This window comes from Brucella sp. GW823-FHT04E01 (assembly GCF_058796175.1).
Genome location: NZ_JBXAIK010000004.1, coordinates 521690 through 538825, shown reverse-complemented (window position 1 = coordinate 538825; position 17136 = coordinate 521690). Strand labels below are relative to the sequence as shown.

The window sequence follows — 17136 nt, the reverse complement described above, 5'->3', positions numbered from 1 at the left end:
AAATTATTCTAGCGTGCGCCATCTCTTGGAGCACATTTCGATGTCTTTTCTGACAAACCTGACCTTCATTCCCGAATGGACGATTTTTGTCCAGTTCGCGATAGCAACCGCGATCCTTTCCATTACCCCCGGTCCTGACATGACGCTTTTCGTCGGGCGCGCCCTGTCCGAAGGCAAGGCCGCAGGTTTTGCCTGCATGGCTGGCGCCAGCACCGGCATCGTCATTCACACAACCATGGTGGCGCTCGGCCTTTCGGCGCTCATTCTGGCGTCTCCTGCAGCCTTTACGGCGCTGAAAGTGGTGGGGGCGGGCTATCTGGTCTGGCTGGCCGTGCAGGCGATCCGCAAGGGATCGGCCTTCTCGCCGGAAAAGAATGGCGGCAAGAAGCATACGCTGTTCCAGAACTGGCTGACCGGTCTTGGCATCAACCTTCTGAACCCGAAGATCATCCTGTTCAACATGACCTTCCTGCCGCAGTTCGTCTCCGCGCATGACCCGCATGCCATGGGCAAATTGTTCTTCCTCGGCCTGTCGTTCATTCCGATGGCGCTGCCCTTCACCATTCCGATGGTCGTGGCGGCAGATCGTTTCGCCGGGCTCCTGAAAAAGAACCCGACCGTGACGCGCATCGTGGACTGGATGTTTGCGGGTGTATTCTCGGCCTTTGCGCTGAAGATCATCACCGCACAGGCAAAATAGAGCATTTCCAGCAAAAGTGCGAAGCGGTTTTGCGTAGGACAATGCGAATGAAAAAGCCATTTCCAGCAAAAGTGCGAAGCGTCTCCGCGGGGAAATCAGTCCACTGGACTGATTTCTGATCCCGCTTCGATGCGTAGGACAATGCGAAAAAGAAGATGGATTTTATTCAACCGGGCGGGTTAAAAACCGCCCGGCATTGCGCCCTGCCAGCAGCCAGTAGACGAAGCTGCCGACGACACCGGCTCCTGCAATGGCTGCGATCCAGAGCGAGCTTTCCGGCACGCTCCGGCCATCGCTGAACGGAAGCGATGCGCCTGCGGCGGCAAGCCCGATCAGGGCGCCCGCAACGCAATAGAACAGGGATGATTTGTAACCGCGCGCTTCAGCCAGAATGATGAGGATGAGGGCGGGCACAAAGCTGAACCCGCCAGCCATGGCTGCAATGGCAAAACCGCCAACGAAGACGGTGCTCCAGAAGCTGGTGGCTGCAAAGAGCGAACCGGCATCCGCATCGCTTGCCATCATGACGAAATCGCTCATGAAGGAATCGATCCCGAGGGTGCGGAAAAGGATGGCGGCGAGAAACCAGCCTGCCGTCAATACACCGCAGCAATAGCCGAATACCACGATGGCGAAGCGCGTTATGTAATCGAAAGTATCGTTCAAGCGCGCTCACCCATCGGTTTATTCACCCCGTTATTCACCATGCCCGGCAATCATCATGGCTTCGAGTGCAAGGCGCTCGCTCTTGCGCATGCGCTCCGACTCCGACTTAAGCTGGCCGCAGGCCGCGAGAATGTCGCGACCACGCGGGGTGCGGATCGGCGATGCATAGCCAGCTGCGTTTACATAATCGGCAAATTTCTCGATCTGCTCCCATTCCGAGCACTGGTAATTTGTGCCGGGCCACGGGTTGAACGGGATCAGATTGATCTTGGCCGGAATGCCCTGCAAAAGCTTCACCAGCAGCTTGGCATCCTCAAGGCTGTCATTGATGTCCTTCAGCATCACATATTCGAAGGTGATGCGCTTTGCATTGGACAGGCCCGGATATTCGCGGCAAGCCTTGATGAGCTGTTCCAGCGGATACTTCTTGTTGATCGGCACCAGAATGTCGCGCAACTCGTCGCGCACGGCGTGCAGCGAAATGGCGAGCATCACACCGATCTCGTCGCCGGTGCGATAGATTTCCGGCACGACGCCGGAGGTCGAAAGCGTGATGCGACGCTTGGAAAGCGACAGGCCGTCGCCATCGGAGGCGATCAGCAGGGCCTTCTTCACTTCCTCGAAATTATAGAGCGGCTCGCCCATGCCCATCATCACGATATTGGTGATCTTGCGGCCCTCGGCGGGCACCATGGCGCCGTCTGGTGTATCCTTGTCCGGGAAATCGCCGAGCCGGTCGCGGGCGGTCAAAAGCTGCGCCAGAATTTCTTCAGAGGTCAGATTGCGCACCAGCTTCTGCGTGCCGGTATGGCAAAACGAGCAGGTGAGCGTGCAGCCGACCTGAGAGGAAACGCAGAGCGTTCCGCGCCCTTCTTCGGGAATGTAGACGCTTTCGATTTCGACCGGACGGCCTGCGCCGCGCGGCGGAAAACGGAACAGCCATTTGCGGGTGCCGTCCTGCGAAATCTGTTCTTCGACCACTTCAGGCCGCGCAATGGTGAAATGCTGCGCCAGCATAGCGCGCAAATCCTTGGAAATATTGCGCATGTCGGCGAAATCGGAAACGCCGCGCACATAGAGCCAATGCCAGAGCTGGCTGATGCGCATCTTCACCTGACGCTCGGGCACACCGGCCTTGACGAGCGCTTCGGCCATTTCCTCGCGCGACATGCCGATGAGCGACGGCTTTGCCTCCAGGCTGGCGCGCGCATGGCGGGCAAGCTGGTCGCGCGTATCATCAATGGTAAGGTCGAACGAAATGGACATCTGTTTTCAACTGTTGGAGACGACGGCTGAAGCGCGTCGATAAGCTTCGCCAGATAATCTGGCCCGAATGCATGGATAAATAGGGTCCGGCACTTGGCTTTGCGACCCCTGTTGCGCGCGCTCTTAGCACACAATATCGCATTCGTCATCCCACATGAAATCCGGCCACATGAAATCCGGTCTGCTATGCATGACGGCGGGGAGCAAGGCTGCAAAAGAAAAAGCCGGGCTTGCGCCCGGCTTTGAAAGTTGTCCAATCGCGAGGATTACTTGCACTTCTGGATGGCTTTCAGCGCATCCGAAATACCCTTCAGCGAATAGGTATAGTTGGTCTTGGTGCCGCGCTTCGACTGTGCCTGCACCTTCATTTCCGAACCGCCGCGCATGGCTGCGATGAGCTGCGGCTCTTCTGCTGCATTTTCCATCCAGCCGGACTTGCCGTTGACGAACATGTTGAAGTTGCGGTTGCCGATGGAGACGACGACCTTGGCATTGGTATTGAGGTCGTAACCGGCCATGAATTGCGGTTCGAACGAGATGTTCTGGCCGGGCTTCTGGCTCACGAGGAAGAAGTTGTCACCGTGATCGACGTTGGCCGGAGCCTTCTGGGTCGGTACGGAGAGGACATAGCAGACCTTGCCGTTGCCCGACTGATAGCTGTAGGCGCCCCAGGCATTGAACTGGCTGATCTGGCTCGGGGTCTGGGCGAGTGCCGAACCCGCCATCCCAATCATGAACACAGAAGCCGCGACGATCGATTTTCCAAGCATTGGTTTTTACCGGTTCTCTTTCGTTTGCTTCAAACTTGAATATCGGGATGCCGCCGTTCATCACGCCGTCCCGCTCAGTTGCCGATTAAATTGCCTTAATCTGGGTTACCAAACGGTGAAGTTTCGAAAGAAAACTTGAATGAGCAGCTAAGTCGCCCCGCCATCCCTTGGCTCCACTTGAATTAAAAGAAAGCGGCGAGAGTGTGTTCGTGGGGATAAGGCAATAAGGCAGCAGTGGATTAAGGCAATATGTTGAAAGGGGGATAGGATGTCGGAATTAGGGAAATAAGGAAAAAAGCGGAGGGCAATTGAAGCAAAGTAGCCGGAATCACATAGCTGTGATCAGCCGCCGCTATTCCCTTGCTCCCTCATCCTCAAGTGCCTGTCGCGCGGCCAGCCGGTGCGCCGGTGTGATATGGGCACGAACGGCTGTCAGCGCTGCCATCAGCACGGCAACGTCATCGGTGAAGCCGATACCGGCCAGAATATCGGGAATGGCGTCGAAGGGCAGGACGAAATAGGCGAGCGCCGCCATCAGGGTCATGCGCACACGGGTTGGGGTCCTCTGGTCGAGCGCGCAGTAATAGGCTGCCACCACCTCATCCATGAATGGCACCATGCGACCGGCGCGGCGCGCGGCCTTCCAGAATCCGTTCTTCACCCGTTCGCTGCGCTTCTTGAATTCGCTCTCGCTGCCGGGTTCGAGGATTTCACCGATTCTGACGTCATCCATTCTCGTTCAACTCCTGTCGTCCCGATTCCAATCGTCGAATGCGGGTTCTGACCGGTAAAAAATGGGGAGTTTGTATCGCTCTTGCAAGGCCAGTTCGATTTCCCCGTAGTCCTATCCTGCAAGAACCATCAGCTACAACGCCCTCGTCAAATCCCCAAAATACAGATTCGACCGGATTGCTCACCAAACGGCTTGGACCGCGCTGGAGCGATGCCGAACGAATGGAGGTTTTGATGCATTTGACCGGCTATGGGGAAAATTTCATCCGCAGCGACCGTTCAACACGGCTGTTTCGCGGCAACCAGCTACTGGCTGCTGGAAGCGAAGATAATTACATCACCGTCGATCTGTCGGAGGCGGGATGCTACGATGCCGCCGTCTATCTGCGGTTTCTCTTCGGAGCCGGAATTTCGCTCAACACTTTGCGCGGCACATCCAGCCAGAACTGGATACCGATCCTGAATTTCAGGGCGGGCGAACAATGGAACGGTTATTCGGCTCTACCCTTCGGTCAGGCAATCGGCTTTTATGACGTGCAGGCGGGGCACATTTTCCATGCTGCAATTTCGCTCGGCGATGTTCATATCCGGGGTGTCCATGGCGGCAAACTCGGGCAGAACTGGCAGGATCGCATCAATCTTACCCGCGTTCTACCCTATTCGAGCCGCAATCCAGATGGCAGCTTCAATTATGATCGCCGGAAGATTTACGTCTATATTTCAAAGCTCTAAATTCAGGCTATCGCATTCATCTTGCGCGCAAGCTTGATGTCGAGTTCCGTAATGCCGTTCTCGCTATGGGTAGCGAGCGTGACATCGACGCGGTTGTAGACATTGAACCATTCAGGGTGATGGTCGAGCTTTTCCGCATGGAGCGCTGCGCGCGTCATGAAACCGAAGGCGGCATTGAAATCCTTGAACTTGAAGCTCTTGGCAATCGCCTCGCGTCCGTCGACCTTCTGCCAGCCATCCAGTTCAGTGAGCGCTTCGTTCAGTTCATTTTCTGTCAGCCGGTTGCGTGCCATCGTCTTTCGCCTATGTTGCGGTTCCTGAACTAACTTATCATGAGCGCGAGAGTTCCGTGATCGTATCCGTAGCCGCACAAGCCCCGACCAGCATTCTTTTCGTTTGCGCAGGCAATATCTGCCGTTCTCCGCTTGCCGAAGGCGTGATGGGGCATGTGCTGGAAAAGCGCGGCATCCGCCATGTGCTGGTCGATTCTGCCGGAACCAATGGCTATCATACCGGCGAGGAGCCGGACGAGCGCTCCATCAGCGTTGCAGCGCATCATGGTCTCGATATTTCCGCACAGCGCTGCCGACAGCTCATCGCCGGTGATTTCAGCCGTTTTGACCTGATCCTTGGGATGGACCGTTACAATATGCGGATGATCGCTGAGCGCAGGCCTGCAAGTGCAGACGCGCATATCGGGCTTTTCGCGGAGATTGCAGAAGGGCGGGCAGTTGAAATCCCCGATCCCTATTATGGCGGGACCGGGGACTTCGAAAAGGTTTACCGGATGGTTCTGGCAGCCTCCATCGCGCTTGCCGACCAGTTCTGGCCGGAACGGGCAACCAAAGGCCAGGCTTCCTCCACGATATAAGGTCCGCCACCGACGGAATCGCGTGACGACATCAGCACGAACCGTCCCACCTTGAAGGGCAGCGTCGCGAAGTTGCCACGTGAGGAGAGATAGCGCACCACATCCTCGATGCGGGGATTTCTCAGCCGCGCCAGTGTCACATGGGGCGTGAACTTGCGCGGGTCGGCGGGAATGTGAAGTCGCCGGCAGATCCGTTCGATTTCCGCCTGCAATGCGTTGAGCTCAGGCGAGGGGGATACACCCGCATAGATGCTGTGCGGCTTTTTGGAACCGAAAGCATTGACACCCGACAGGTTGAGCATGAATTCCGGCCGCCGCACGCGATCAAGCGCATTGGCAACCTCGTCGGCCACGTGGCCTTCCACATCTCCGATAAAACGCAGCGTTATGTGGTAGTTTTCGACATCAATCCAGCGTGCGCCGGGAAGACCGCCTCGCAACAACGAGAGCGAAAGCGCGGCGTCGCGCGGGATTTCGAGGGCAGTGAAAAGACGCGGCATAGGGCATCCTCCTCGAAGCGTTCCATGCCAGAGCGCCGGGCATCCAAAGGATGCGTAAAGGACACTCTAGCCTAGAGAGTCAGTGCATCGTACCTGCCGAATTGATTCGGTTAAGTTGATGCAACTGCAGCGAATCAAAGTTTGAGTCCGGGAGCAAGCTGTTTATGCTCCCGACCGGCGTCAGCCTCCCGATGTCCCCTTGTTTTGCATATCTGTCAGGCTCTTTTCGATAGTGGGCATAAAGTTAGACACCATCGTTTCGACGCCCTTTTCATTGGGGTGCATTCCGTCCTCGAGCAGAAAGTCCTTCTTGGTTGCTACACCGTCGAGGAAAAACGGGTAGAGCGGCACGCCATATTTCTGTGCCAGCTTCGGATAGATCGGGTTGAACTTGGCGGCATAGTCCTTGCCCATGTTGGGCGGGGCCATCATGCCGGCAAGAATGACCGAAATGCCGCGCTGCTTCAGGCGCGCCAGCATCTCATCGAGGTTCTTTTCGGTAATGTCGGGTTCGATACCGCGCAGCGCGTCATTCGCTCCCAGTTCAAGGATGACCAGATCGGTGCCATCGGGGACGGACCAATCGATGCGCGAAAGCCCGCCCGTGGTCGTGTCGCCCGACACGCCCGCATTCTCGATCGAAACCTCGACACCCTTGTCGTTGAGTGCCTTTTCAAGCTGCTGCGGAAAGGCGGCATTGGCCGGCAGCAGATAGCCCGCCATGAGGCTGTCGCCGAAACCGACAATTCTCACCTGCGACAATTGCTCGGTCGGCAGTGCGTCTTCGAGGCCGGTCGGATCTTCCTGCGCCTGCGCCGTAGTGATGGGACTTGCCGCCATAAAAGACGCCATCATCGCAAAAATCGGGAGCCATGCCGGAATTGAGAGTTTGAAACGCATCGTCGAAAACCCATATTTGAGGGGCTGTGGGCGAATGGCCCGCCGGACTTCTCTTCAATAATTGGCGCAACATAAGTTCAAATTTGTGGCGCGCTGTTTGGTTCTAAAGATTCATATAGGATAAAAACCGCGTGACGGAACAGGTTGTTGGCCCGATTATCGAACTTGAGAACGTTCATCTAACCCTTGGTCACGCCGCCTCATTGGTGCATGTGCTGAAGGGCGTTTCCCTTCATATATCGCAAGGACAGTCGGTTGGCATCGTTGGTCCGTCCGGTTCCGGCAAGTCCACGCTGCTGATGGTTCTGGCCGGTCTGGAGCATGTCGATAACGGAACTGTGAAGATTGCCGGTGAGACGATCAGCCAGATGAGCGAGGATCAGGCCGCCGCTTTCCGTGGCGCCAATATCGGCATCGTGTTCCAGTCCTTTCACCTTATTCCCAACATGACCGCGCTTGAAAATGTCGCCGTGCCATTGGAACTGGCCGGGCGTCGCGATGCTTTCGAGGTGGCGGAACGCGAATTGCGCGCTGTCGGCCTTGGCGAGCGCCTCACCCATTATCCATCGGAGCTTTCCGGCGGTGAACAGCAGCGCGTTGCGATTGCCCGTGCTCTTGCGCCAAGCCCGAAAATCCTGATCGCGGATGAGCCGACCGGCAATCTCGATACCACGACGGGGCGCCAGATTGCTGATCTTCTGTTCGCCAAGCAGCGCGAAAACGGCCTCACCATGGTGCTCGTCACGCATGACCCGGCGCTTGCGGCGCGCTGCGACATCGAAATTCCGGTGCGCTCGGGCCGGATCGAGGAGCCTGCACAGGGCGGCTCCGTTCTCGAATCTCTGGCAGCTGGCGCATGAGTGCGGCAAAATCGTTCTCGCTTGCTCTCCGCTTTGCGCTGCGTGAAATGCGCGGTGGCCTGTCCGGTTTCTATATTTTCCTCGCCTGTATCGCGCTTGGCGTTGCCGCTATCGGCGGCGTCAACTCGGTGGCGCGCTCGGTCAGCACCGGCATTGCGTCGGAAGGCCAGAGCATTCTGGGCGGTGATGTCAGCTTCGCGCTCAATCAGCGGGAAGCAACGGCGGAAGAACGCGCCTTCATTGCAAAACAGGGCAGAATGGCGGAAAGCGCCACCATGCGCTCCATGGCGCGCATGCCCGATGGCTCCGACCAGTCGCTGGTCGAGGTGAAGGCTGTCGACGCTGCCTATCCGCTCTATGGTCAACTGAAAGTCCAGCCGCAGCAATCGCTCGCTGACATGACCGGCGAGAAGGGTGGCCTCTATGGTGCTGCCGTCAGCCAGGACTTTCTCAATCGCATGGACCTGTCGCTTGGCGCAAAAGTGCTGCTCGGTTCGCAAGTGTTTGAGCTGCGTGGCCTGATCGAGAGCGAACCGGACCTGCTTTCCTCGGGTTTCAATTTTGCGCCGCGCTTTCTGGTTTCGCTGGATGGCCTGCGTGCTTCCGGTCTCATTCAGCCCGGAAGCCTTGTCGATCATATCTACAAGGTTGCCCTTCCGGACGGCGCGCCGGATGCAGCAATTGCCGAAGTCAGGCGGCAGGCCGCTGCCGATTTCCCCGATGCAGGCTGGAACATCCGTTCCCGCACCAATGCCGCTCCGGCGCTGAGCGCCAATATCGAGCGCTTCTCGCAATTCCTGACACTGGTGGGCCTGACAGCCCTGATCGTCGGCGGTGTCGGCGTCGCCAATGCGGTGCGCGCCTATCTTGACGGCAAGCGCGGTGTGATCGCCACCTTCAAGTCGCTTGGCGCGCCAGCGCGCTTCGCGGTGTTGGTTTATCTCGTGCAGATTATGGTGATCGGCTTCATAGGCATTGTTCTCGGGCTGATACTGGCGGCGATTATCCCGTTTGCTGCCGCGATGGCGCTTGCCAATTATCTGCCGGTCGCCGGTGGTGGCGGTTTCTTTCCCGATGCTCTGGCGCTCGCTGCCGTCTTCGGCCTTATCACCACGCTTGCCTTCGCGATTATTCCGCTGGGCCGCGCACGCGATATTCCGGCGACGGCGCTTTTCCGCGAACAAGGTTTTGAACAGCGCGGCCTGCCACCATTCCTCTATCTCACCCTCGCGGTTCTGCTGATTGCTGCACTCGCCGGTCTGGCGCTCTACGTTGCTTATGACCGGCGTATCGCCGCAATCTTCATCGTTTCGGCCATTGCGGCTTTCGGCGTGCTGCGGCTAGTCGCCGACGGCATCCGCTGGCTTGCCCGCCGGGTTCCGCGCGTGCGCTCGACGTCGCTCCGGCTCGCAGTGGGCAACATCCATCGACCCGGCGCGCTCACGCCCTCCGTGGTGCTTTCACTGGGCCTTGGCCTGACGCTGATGGTGGCAATCGCGCTGATCGATGGCAATCTGCGTCGCCAGGTAACGGAAAACATTCCAGCGCAGGCGCCTGACTTTTTCTTCGTCGATATCCAGAACCGCGACATCGGTGATTTCACCAAGCTGGTCAGCGGCATCGTGCCTGATGGCAAGCTCACCTCCGGTCCGATGCTGCGCGGGCGTATCGTTGCCTTCAACGGCACCAATGTGCGCGACATGACCATCCCGCCGGAAGCAGCCTGGGTGCTGCGCGGCGACCGTGGTATTACCTTTTCCGATACAGTCCCCGAAAACTCGACACTGACGGAAGGCGAATGGTGGCCGAACGACTATAGTGGCGAACCACTGGTGTCCTTCGCGGAGCGCGAGGGCAAGGAACTGGGTCTGAAGCTCGGCGACACGGTGACGGTCAATGTGCTGGGCCGCAACATCACCGCGAAGATCGCAAGCTTCCGTCAAGTTCAGTGGGAAACGCTTGCGATGAATTTCGTCATGGTGTTTTCGCCCAATACCTTTGCCGGTGCGCCTGCGACTTGGCTGGCGACGCTCACCATTCCCGATAGCCAGAAGAATCTTGCGCCTGATGTGCTGCGGCAGGTCACCAAGACATGGCCCGCCGTTACGACGGTCAGTGTGACCGATGCGCTCAATGTCGCGAATGATCTGATCAGCCAGCTTGCAACCGCCATCCGTGCGGCTGCCTCCATCGCGCTCGCCGCTTCGGTTCTGGTGCTGGGCGGAGCGCTCGCAGCCGGTAACCGTGCCCGCGTTCACGATGCAGTAGTGCTGAAGACGCTGGGGGCTACGCGCGGCACGCTGATCACGGCCTATGTGCTTGAATATATGCTGCTCGGGCTTGCAACGGCGCTCTTTGCACTTGTCGCCGGCAGTGTGGCTGGCTGGTATGTCGTGGTGGAAATCATGAAGCTGAAAGCGAGCTTCCTGCCTGATGTCGCGCTGATGACCGTTGCCATCGCGCTGGTGCTGACTGTCGGTTTCGGCCTGGCCGGGACATGGCGCGTTCTCGGCCAAAAGCCTGCCCAGGTGCTCAGGACGATATGAACGATTTGTAATCGTCACCGGCAGAAAAACGTAAGTCATTGGATCGTATGGAGAAAGCGTTTGCATTTCCAAGCTGCTGCATCACGTTTTTTTACAGGTGGTACTTGTACGCGAAGGCCGAAATCCCCATAATGTCAGGCAGGCATGCTGGGGTCCCGCCAGCGGCGCCTGGCGGCGGCTCGACCTTTTGAGCGCCCCCGACACCGGACGGGACATGGCAAGAGGATTTAAGTCATGGCTGACTTTCGCAATATTCAGGCGCAGCAGAGGCCGGTAGGCGGCGCTCGCGCTGATGCAGGCATCGATCAGGGCCTGCGCAGCTATATGCTCGGCGTCTATAACATGATGGCTATCGGCTTGGCCGTTACCGGCCTTGCCGCATTTGCCGTTGCAGCACTCGCAACGACCACGGACCCGTCCGCAGCCGTCGCCCAGCTCGCCAACGGCAAGATGCTCACCGGTCTCGGTGTAGCGCTCTACACGTCTCCGCTTCGCTGGGTCGTGATGCTTGCGCCGCTTGCGGCAGTGTTCTTCCTGAGCTTCCGCATCGAACGTCTTTCGGTCTCGACCGCTAACGCCGTCTTCTGGGGCTATGCAGCTCTCGTCGGCCTGTCGCTGTCGTCGATCTTCCTGGTCTTCACCGGCCAGAGCATCGTTCGCACCTTCTTCGTGACGGCTGCTTCCTTTGGCGCGCTGTCGCTCTACGGTTACACGACCAAGCGCGACCTGTCCGCCATGGGCTCGTTCCTGATCATGGGCCTGTTCGGCCTGATCCTGGCATCGGTCGTCAACATTTTCCTCGGCTCGACCGCGCTGCAGTTCGCGATCTCGGTGATCGGCGTTCTGATCTTCGCAGGCCTCACCGCCTACGACACGCAGTCGATCAAGGAAATGTACTACGAAGGTGATTCTTCGGATGCGCATGGCCGCAAGGTTGTGATGGGCGCGCTGCGTCTCTATCTCGACTTCATCAATATGTTCACCTTCCTGCTGCAGTTCATGGGCAACCGGGAGTAAGGTTCTCTTGTAGAGTTTTATACGGGAAACCCCGCCAAGCTTCCGGCTTGGCGGGGTTTTTTGTTTGCGTCTGGGTGATTGCCATTTCAAAGCATCCAATTGTTTTCGATCCCGGAAAATATCGGTCATGTGGGTGCTGTGTGAAATGTATTCATTCTGATTGTAGTTTTATCTTTTTATTTCAAATATTTATATTGGTTCAGCGTGGCTATGGCATTGAATGATTTCAATCTGAACCCAACAGCAGATGCTTTCCTTCTCATTTGACACCATTTTGAACTCGTCCGGTTAAGGCACAGAACGAATGAAGTCAGAAAACGCTGTGCTTCACGAGCGTTGCAGGGAAAGGAAGGCTGAGGCTATGTCGATTGCAAGAGTATGCAGCTCACCTCGTATCGACAACCGTAGTCAGTCCCGCATTCCTGTGGAGCGCGAGGAAAAGTTTCCAGCTCATATGCTGGCCATGATGTGGCTCGCAATGATCGTTGGCTGTCTTTGGTTCTGGGGAGCCGTGTTGCGCTTCCTGCTTTCCGGCTTTTGAACCTCAAAAGCTCCATTCCGCTGTCCAGAATACGCGGAATGGCTGGTGCTCGCCTTGGTTCTCGCCAAGCGCGATCCTATGGTCTCATGATGCCCCGCATCATTGAGGCCGTAAACTCCCGGCCGACTACAGATGCCCCCGCAACGCCCGTCGGTCGGGAGTGCTAAGTCTGTTGGAAAGTGCGCAATCACTCACACATCATTTCAATGATGGCCATCCAACGGAAAAGTTCCCCAACCACTCCTCCTGTTCTGTCGGTTGATGCGCTGCCCCTGAAGGAGAGCCGTGCCGTGATGCACGGAGGCAATCTTGTTTCAGCCTGCATTCCAGAGGTGTTGGAAAGGCTGAAAACAAGACTGAAGCAAACGTGCCGGATTGTGAGAGTGGCACATCCAGCGTCACCTTCATCGCCCTGGAAATCCGGTAATCGGGAGGCGTTTCATGATTGGCATTATCGGCCGTTCGGGACTGATTGCACTGCTTATGACAATTCCCGCTGCCAGTCATAGCGATGTGGTCTTGTCGGCACAGATAAGGCGGCTGGAAGATACGTTACTTTCCGGCTTGCCTGCTAACGGCCAAAACCGCTTTCGGGAGGCGCAGTCGGCGTGGGTTACTTATAAAAATGCCGAATGTCGCCAACGATATTTGAATTATCCCGCAATGACGGAAATTGAAGAATGTAATAGCGAATTGGATCAGGAGCGCATGAAATATTTACGTCTACAGTTGCGTTGGCTTCATGGTCTTCCAGGGAAAGTTAAATAACCACGCCCGACAAATCCTTTCTCTTTGTTATAAATTATGTGTTTTACTTGTTTGTGCTGATATGCCTGATTTCGGGAAGTCGATGGAACGTCTCACAAAGATTGATCGCAGCACCCTGCGTACCTACTGGCTAGTGGCGGCGTTCGTGGTTTTGATAGCATCGCTTGGCGCTGCAACCATGATTTATCGCGATTATAAGAATCGTATTGATGATACCGGACAGCAGGCCATGTCGTTGGCGCAGGCGCTGGCAGAACATACAACCCAAATTTTTGCCAAGCTGGATGCATTGAGCCGCGCAATCATGGAAGATCGCGCGGACAGGATCGTTTCCGAAGGACTTCTCTCAGAGGTCATGCGCCGCCGCGCCGCTGCCGAACCTGCGGCCATGGGAATAGCTATCATCGACCGGGATGGCCGCGTGTACGCAAGTGGACTGGATGATTATCCGGTGGGGAGAAACCTTAGCGATACACCAGACTTCAAGACATTAAACAGATCAGACGCTCCCGATTTTTACATCAGCAAACCTTACAAATCGGATTTGAATGTGCCCGGAGATTATAGTGGTTGGGCGATGAGCTATGCGCGGCGGATCAGTAGCGAAAGCGGGGGGTTCAATGGATATGTTCTCATCGTCGTCGATGAGGCCTATCTCTACGGCTTTTACACTCAGCTCGATGAGCAGCCCGGCATGGTCATTGGTTTGATGGGAACTGACGGTGTCATTCGAGCGTCCAGCTCGCCTTCAGTCGTAGGTCAGAATGTTGCTTCCTATATTCCCGAGGAGCTGGAAGCGGGGAAGGGTATCAGGATCAATCCATCCGTCCGAAGCGGCATAGAACGAATTTTCGCTTATTATCGCTCCTCGGCAGCACCATTGATGGCTTATGTGGGTGTTCCTACTGCCCCAATTTACGCGGCATGGCTTGCGGCTTCATCGGTCATTGTAGCGGCTCTGGCAGCCTTGTTCGCTGCACTGATCGCGATTGGAATAATTCTCGGCAAATATATGCAAAGTCGGGTTTCCCTTGTTCAGGTGATGATCGAGGCTGCCAATCAGCGTCGGGACAAGGAGTTTCTGGAAACCATCGTTAATACGGGTGGTGTCCTGATGGCTGTCACCGACGCTGAAGGACGTTTCATTGTCGCCAATCAGGCAATGCACGAGCTTTTCCCCGACATTGAAAGCCGAAAATCGGAAGCAGGTGCAATCTCCCATCCGTTGGGTGAAGCCTTCTCAACTGTGGTTGAGAATCTGCCTTGGCAGGCACTGAACAACATCGTGCTGGCAGATGGGCGCAAGCGAGCCCTGTCCTGGTCCGTTTCCCCTATTAAAACCAACGAAGGTGATATCAAGAATCTCGTCGCGGTGGGGCTCGATATCACTGAACAGCGTGATGCCGAACTGGCGATTTACCAATCGGGAAAACTCGTGACGCTGGGTGAAGTTGCCACCGGCATTGCCCACGAGATCAACCAGCCTTTGGCAGCGCTCGCTATGGCCATCGACAATCTTCAGGCTCGTTTATCAGAGGGAAAGCTCGATCAGTCGATGATGATCGAGAGCCTCGAACTCGCCTCCGGGCAGGTCGATCGGGCGGCAAACATCGTTCGTCACATGCGTATTTACGGCCATCGAAGTGACGGCTCGCTCAGACCCCTTGATCCGGCCGACGCGATTGAAGGGGTTCTGACCATTGCCGGCAGACAGATTGCAAATGAGGGAGTTACCATCAATCGCAATTACAAATCTGGCGAATTCAGCGTGATGGGAGATCTCGTTCTGGTGGAGCAAATCATCCTGAATCTGCTTCTCAACGCAAGAGATGCAATTCTTGAAAACTGCGTGTCAGCTGGGACGACTGCCGAGGAGGCGGACGCCGACTATATCACAATCAGTGTTGAGCGGGGACCGGACAATATGATTGCGATTGTTGTGGCCGATTCCGGTCCGGGCATTCCGCCTGCGATCCTTGATCGCCTGTTTGAGCCATTTTTTACGACGAAGCCGGTTGGTAAGGGAACCGGGCTTGGGTTGTCGCTGGGATACGGCATGGCTCGGGACATGGGTGGAAGTCTGGAAGCGCGCAACGGTGCCAAAGGAGCTGAGTTCAGACTTGTTCTCTGTAATGCAGAAACCATTTCCGGGCGGGAGGCGATCAATGAATAGCGCAACAGCTAACACAGCAGTTCTGCTGATCGACGATGAGGAGCCGTTGCTTGAGGTCTTGGGCACGGCGCTGACCGACGCGGGTTACAACTGCCTGCGCGCATCGGCTGCTGTGGGGGCCTTGAAGATTCTGGACAGAACGCCGGAAATTGATGTGGTGGTGAGCGACATCCGTATGCCCGGAATGGACGGGATCGAGTTATTGCGCAATATCCGTGAACGACATGCAGACCGCAACTGGCTGCAGGTCATTTTCGTAACCGGACACGCGACGCTGGACAATTCCGTGGAAGCCCTGCGGCTTAACGCGGTTGATTTTCTGCACAAACCGGTTCGCCGGGTACAGTTCTTGGAATCTGTAGGCAAAGCGGCAGCAAAGGCCCATGAACAACGCACAACGGCAGCTCAGTGGTCGCAGGGAACAGAGCGCCTTTCCCGACTGATGGAGGAAGCACAGCAGTTGGGCACGATGCTCGGGTCGCTGCAATCATTTGTACCCGGCGGTGCACAACCCTTGGCACGGCCAAAGACACAACCGGCGGATATGTCACCGGTCTCGCCCGACAAGGAGCGCCTGTTGGAACTCTTGCGTATCCGTGACATTAAAACGCGCTATTTCTCAGACAAACTCTTCGTCGATCCCGCTTGGCATATGTTGCTCGACCTGATGGAAAACCATCTCCAGGAAAAGCAGGTCTCGGTATCGTCATTGTACATTGTTTCGGGTGTTTCCCCTGCGACGGCATCGCGACGTCTCGATGAGATGGAAGCGGCAGGTCTTGTTCGTCGCTGGCTAGATCCGAACGACGGCAGGCGTCAGCTGGTGGCCCTGTCGGAGCGTTCCGTCGCGTCGATGCTCTCCTATCTGACGGCGCTGGATCGTCAAATGCAGGGTGAGTGAGGCTGATTACGGAGTTTGCTTCACCCGCAGATTGCCCGAGCCGCCGCGTAACTATGCGGAATCTATGCTTGATGCACATTATTAGCTGCATTCTTGAAGCTATATAAAATTAATAAAAACAGATATTTAGATTGATTGCCTTGGCGATGGGGCTGCATCGCTTTCAATCTGAAAGCATCTTCGAGTGAATTCTGTGCGGATCAAAGCCATCTAAGCTCCGAACCGGCACGAAAACTACCCCCCAATTTGTACACTCGATTGCCGGCCAGGTTTACGCCTGATGAGGAATGACGGTTATGTCGATCATGGAAAATACCTTGCCCCGGTCCGAGGTCTGCGAAACTTCGAAGCTGAACGATGACCTGCTGGAGGCCGAAATCCGAGCCCATCTGCGTTTTACGCAACGGCTTGGATGGATCATGATCTACTTTTTTTCCTTCCTTCTTAGCGCAGGCGCAATCCACTTTATCGCACTCAGCCTTTAAAGGACGGCCCCGGATATGCTGAAGAAGTCCATAATTCTCTCTGGGATTGGTATGGCGGCGTTTGCCGCTGCAACGGCCTATGCTGCCGATCCGACGCTTCCCAATGGCGCAACCTCACTGCGGGAGCAATATGCCGACTGGACTGTTCTGTGCGGTATTGCAGCTGACGGCGACAAGAAGACCAAGGTCTGCTCTTTGCAGCAGGAACAGGTGCGTCAGGTCAAGAACGGCCCAAGCCAGCGTGTGCTGGCGGTTGAATTGCAGCCAAAGGATAAGGGCCTTGAAGGTGTGCTGGTACTGCCGCTCGGTCTCAAGCTCGACAAGGGGGCGACGCTGAAGATTGACGACGGTCAGCCTTCGGATGCCAACCGGTTCCGCACCTGCATCTTTGCCGGTTGCGTCGTCGATATCAGGGCTGACGCCAAGATGGCGGCAGCTCTTGGCAAGGGTAAGACCATTGCCGTCAAGACGATCACGGATGAAGGCAAGGATGCCGACTTCACGATCTCGCTCAATGGTTTCCAGAATGCGGTCAATCGTGTCAGCGAACTGATGAAATAATCAACCATTCAGCTTCCGTCCCTCTGCCGAGAGACGGATAGCGACTGGAAGGACGGACATCCCGCCAGGTCGTCTGCCCTTCCAGTCTGCAGACATTCACAAAATCAACGTTAGCGCATCGACCCGACGGCTCGGGGAAAACAGCTG

General features: G+C 56.4%; 18 protein-coding genes. 11 read left to right on the top strand and 7 right to left on the bottom strand.

The annotated features are described in order from the left end of the window. The first annotated feature begins 40 nt into the window (after positions 1 to 40). Positions 41 to 700: a LysE family translocator gene (locus AC1RHM_RS17655; RefSeq protein WP_010657892.1), complete on the top strand. Its 660-nt coding sequence runs from the start codon at positions 41 to 43 to the stop codon at positions 698 to 700. Between the two features lie 162 nt (positions 701 to 862). Here the strand turns inward: AC1RHM_RS17655 and AC1RHM_RS17650 are convergent, their stop codons facing one another. From AC1RHM_RS17650 to AC1RHM_RS17635, 4 genes are all read right to left on the bottom strand, one after another. Next, on the bottom strand, positions 863 to 1366 hold the full coding sequence (locus AC1RHM_RS17650) for a hypothetical protein (RefSeq protein ID WP_010657893.1): 504 nt from the start codon (positions 1364 to 1366) through the stop codon (positions 863 to 865). A gap of 30 nt (positions 1367 to 1396) precedes the next feature. Beyond that, positions 1397 to 2632 carry a dual-specificity RNA methyltransferase RlmN gene (rlmN, locus tag AC1RHM_RS17645; RefSeq protein WP_010657894.1) on the bottom strand — a complete coding sequence of 412 codons (1236 nt, stop codon included), beginning with the start codon at positions 2630 to 2632 and terminating at the stop codon, positions 1397 to 1399. A 266-nt stretch (positions 2633 to 2898) separates the two neighbouring features. After that, positions 2899 to 3402 carry an invasion associated locus B family protein gene (locus tag AC1RHM_RS17640; protein ID WP_010657895.1) on the bottom strand — a complete coding sequence of 168 codons (504 nt, stop codon included), beginning with the start codon at positions 3400 to 3402 and terminating at the stop codon, positions 2899 to 2901. Positions 3403 to 3754: 352 nt separating this feature from the next. After that, on the bottom strand, positions 3755 to 4135 hold the full coding sequence (locus AC1RHM_RS17635; protein WP_010657896.1) for a YkvA family protein: 381 nt from the start codon (positions 4133 to 4135) through the stop codon (positions 3755 to 3757). A gap of 233 nt (positions 4136 to 4368) precedes the next feature. Between AC1RHM_RS17635 and AC1RHM_RS17630 the strand changes: the two genes are divergently transcribed. Further along, on the top strand, positions 4369 to 4866 hold the full coding sequence (locus AC1RHM_RS17630; protein WP_226622377.1) for a hypothetical protein: 498 nt from the start codon (positions 4369 to 4371) through the stop codon (positions 4864 to 4866). Positions 4867 to 4868: 2 nt separating this feature from the next. Here the strand turns inward: AC1RHM_RS17630 and AC1RHM_RS17625 are convergent, their stop codons facing one another. Next, on the bottom strand, positions 4869 to 5159 hold the full coding sequence (locus tag AC1RHM_RS17625; protein ID WP_010657898.1) for a 4a-hydroxytetrahydrobiopterin dehydratase: 291 nt from the start codon (positions 5157 to 5159) through the stop codon (positions 4869 to 4871). 56 nt (positions 5160 to 5215) lie between these two features. Here AC1RHM_RS17625 and AC1RHM_RS17620 point away from each other — a divergent pair, with 56 nt between their 5' ends. Further along, positions 5216 to 5737 (top strand): low molecular weight protein-tyrosine-phosphatase, encoded by a 522-nt coding sequence (locus AC1RHM_RS17620; protein ID WP_011982320.1) that lies wholly within the window; start codon positions 5216 to 5218, stop codon positions 5735 to 5737. Here the strand turns inward: AC1RHM_RS17620 and thpR are convergent. Both thpR and AC1RHM_RS17610 read right to left on the bottom strand, forming a co-directional pair. After that, positions 5647 to 6237 carry an RNA 2',3'-cyclic phosphodiesterase gene (thpR, locus tag AC1RHM_RS17615; RefSeq protein WP_010657900.1) on the bottom strand — a complete coding sequence of 197 codons (591 nt, stop codon included), beginning with the start codon at positions 6235 to 6237 and terminating at the stop codon, positions 5647 to 5649. The genes AC1RHM_RS17620 and thpR overlap by 91 nt on opposite strands. 180 nt (positions 6238 to 6417) lie before the next feature. Next, a complete protein-coding gene (locus AC1RHM_RS17610) occupies positions 6418 to 7137 on the bottom strand; it encodes an arylesterase (RefSeq protein ID WP_010657901.1) in 720 nt (239 codons plus the stop codon). Positions 7138 to 7268: 131 nt separating this feature from the next. Between AC1RHM_RS17610 and AC1RHM_RS17605 the strand changes: the two genes are divergently transcribed. From AC1RHM_RS17605 to AC1RHM_RS17570, 8 genes are all read left to right on the top strand, one after another. Further along, positions 7269 to 7997: an ABC transporter ATP-binding protein gene (locus tag AC1RHM_RS17605; RefSeq protein ID WP_010657902.1), complete on the top strand. Its 729-nt coding sequence runs from the start codon at positions 7269 to 7271 to the stop codon at positions 7995 to 7997. Then, complete coding sequence (locus tag AC1RHM_RS17600; protein WP_010657903.1) at positions 7994 to 10543, top strand: ABC transporter permease; 2550 nt, start codon at positions 7994 to 7996, stop codon at positions 10541 to 10543. Before AC1RHM_RS17605 ends, AC1RHM_RS17600 begins: the two co-directional genes overlap by 4 nt. Before the next feature lie 234 nt (positions 10544 to 10777). Further along, positions 10778 to 11560, top strand: coding sequence for a Bax inhibitor-1/YccA family protein (locus AC1RHM_RS17595; RefSeq protein WP_011982324.1), 783 nt, complete (start codon positions 10778 to 10780; stop codon positions 11558 to 11560). A gap of 361 nt (positions 11561 to 11921) precedes the next feature. After that, positions 11922 to 12101 carry a hypothetical protein gene (locus AC1RHM_RS17590; RefSeq protein WP_146113233.1) on the top strand — a complete coding sequence of 60 codons (180 nt, stop codon included), beginning with the start codon at positions 11922 to 11924 and terminating at the stop codon, positions 12099 to 12101. Between the two features lie 441 nt (positions 12102 to 12542). After that, complete coding sequence (locus tag AC1RHM_RS17585; RefSeq protein ID WP_029926017.1) at positions 12543 to 12869, top strand: lysozyme inhibitor LprI family protein; 327 nt, start codon at positions 12543 to 12545, stop codon at positions 12867 to 12869. After that, complete coding sequence (locus AC1RHM_RS17580) at positions 12844 to 15042, top strand: ATP-binding protein (RefSeq protein ID WP_080641650.1); 2199 nt, start codon at positions 12844 to 12846, stop codon at positions 15040 to 15042. Before AC1RHM_RS17585 ends, AC1RHM_RS17580 begins: the two co-directional genes overlap by 26 nt. After that, positions 15035 to 15943, top strand: a complete 909-nt coding sequence (locus AC1RHM_RS17575) for a response regulator (protein ID WP_051129058.1) — start codon at positions 15035 to 15037, stop codon at positions 15941 to 15943. Before AC1RHM_RS17580 ends, AC1RHM_RS17575 begins: the two co-directional genes overlap by 8 nt. A gap of 500 nt (positions 15944 to 16443) precedes the next feature. Next, the gene (locus tag AC1RHM_RS17570; protein WP_036577648.1) at positions 16444 to 16989 is read left to right on the top strand and encodes an invasion associated locus B family protein; all 546 of its coding nucleotides are present in this window, start codon (positions 16444 to 16446) and stop codon (positions 16987 to 16989) included. The last annotated feature ends 147 nt before the right edge of the window (positions 16990 to 17136 follow it).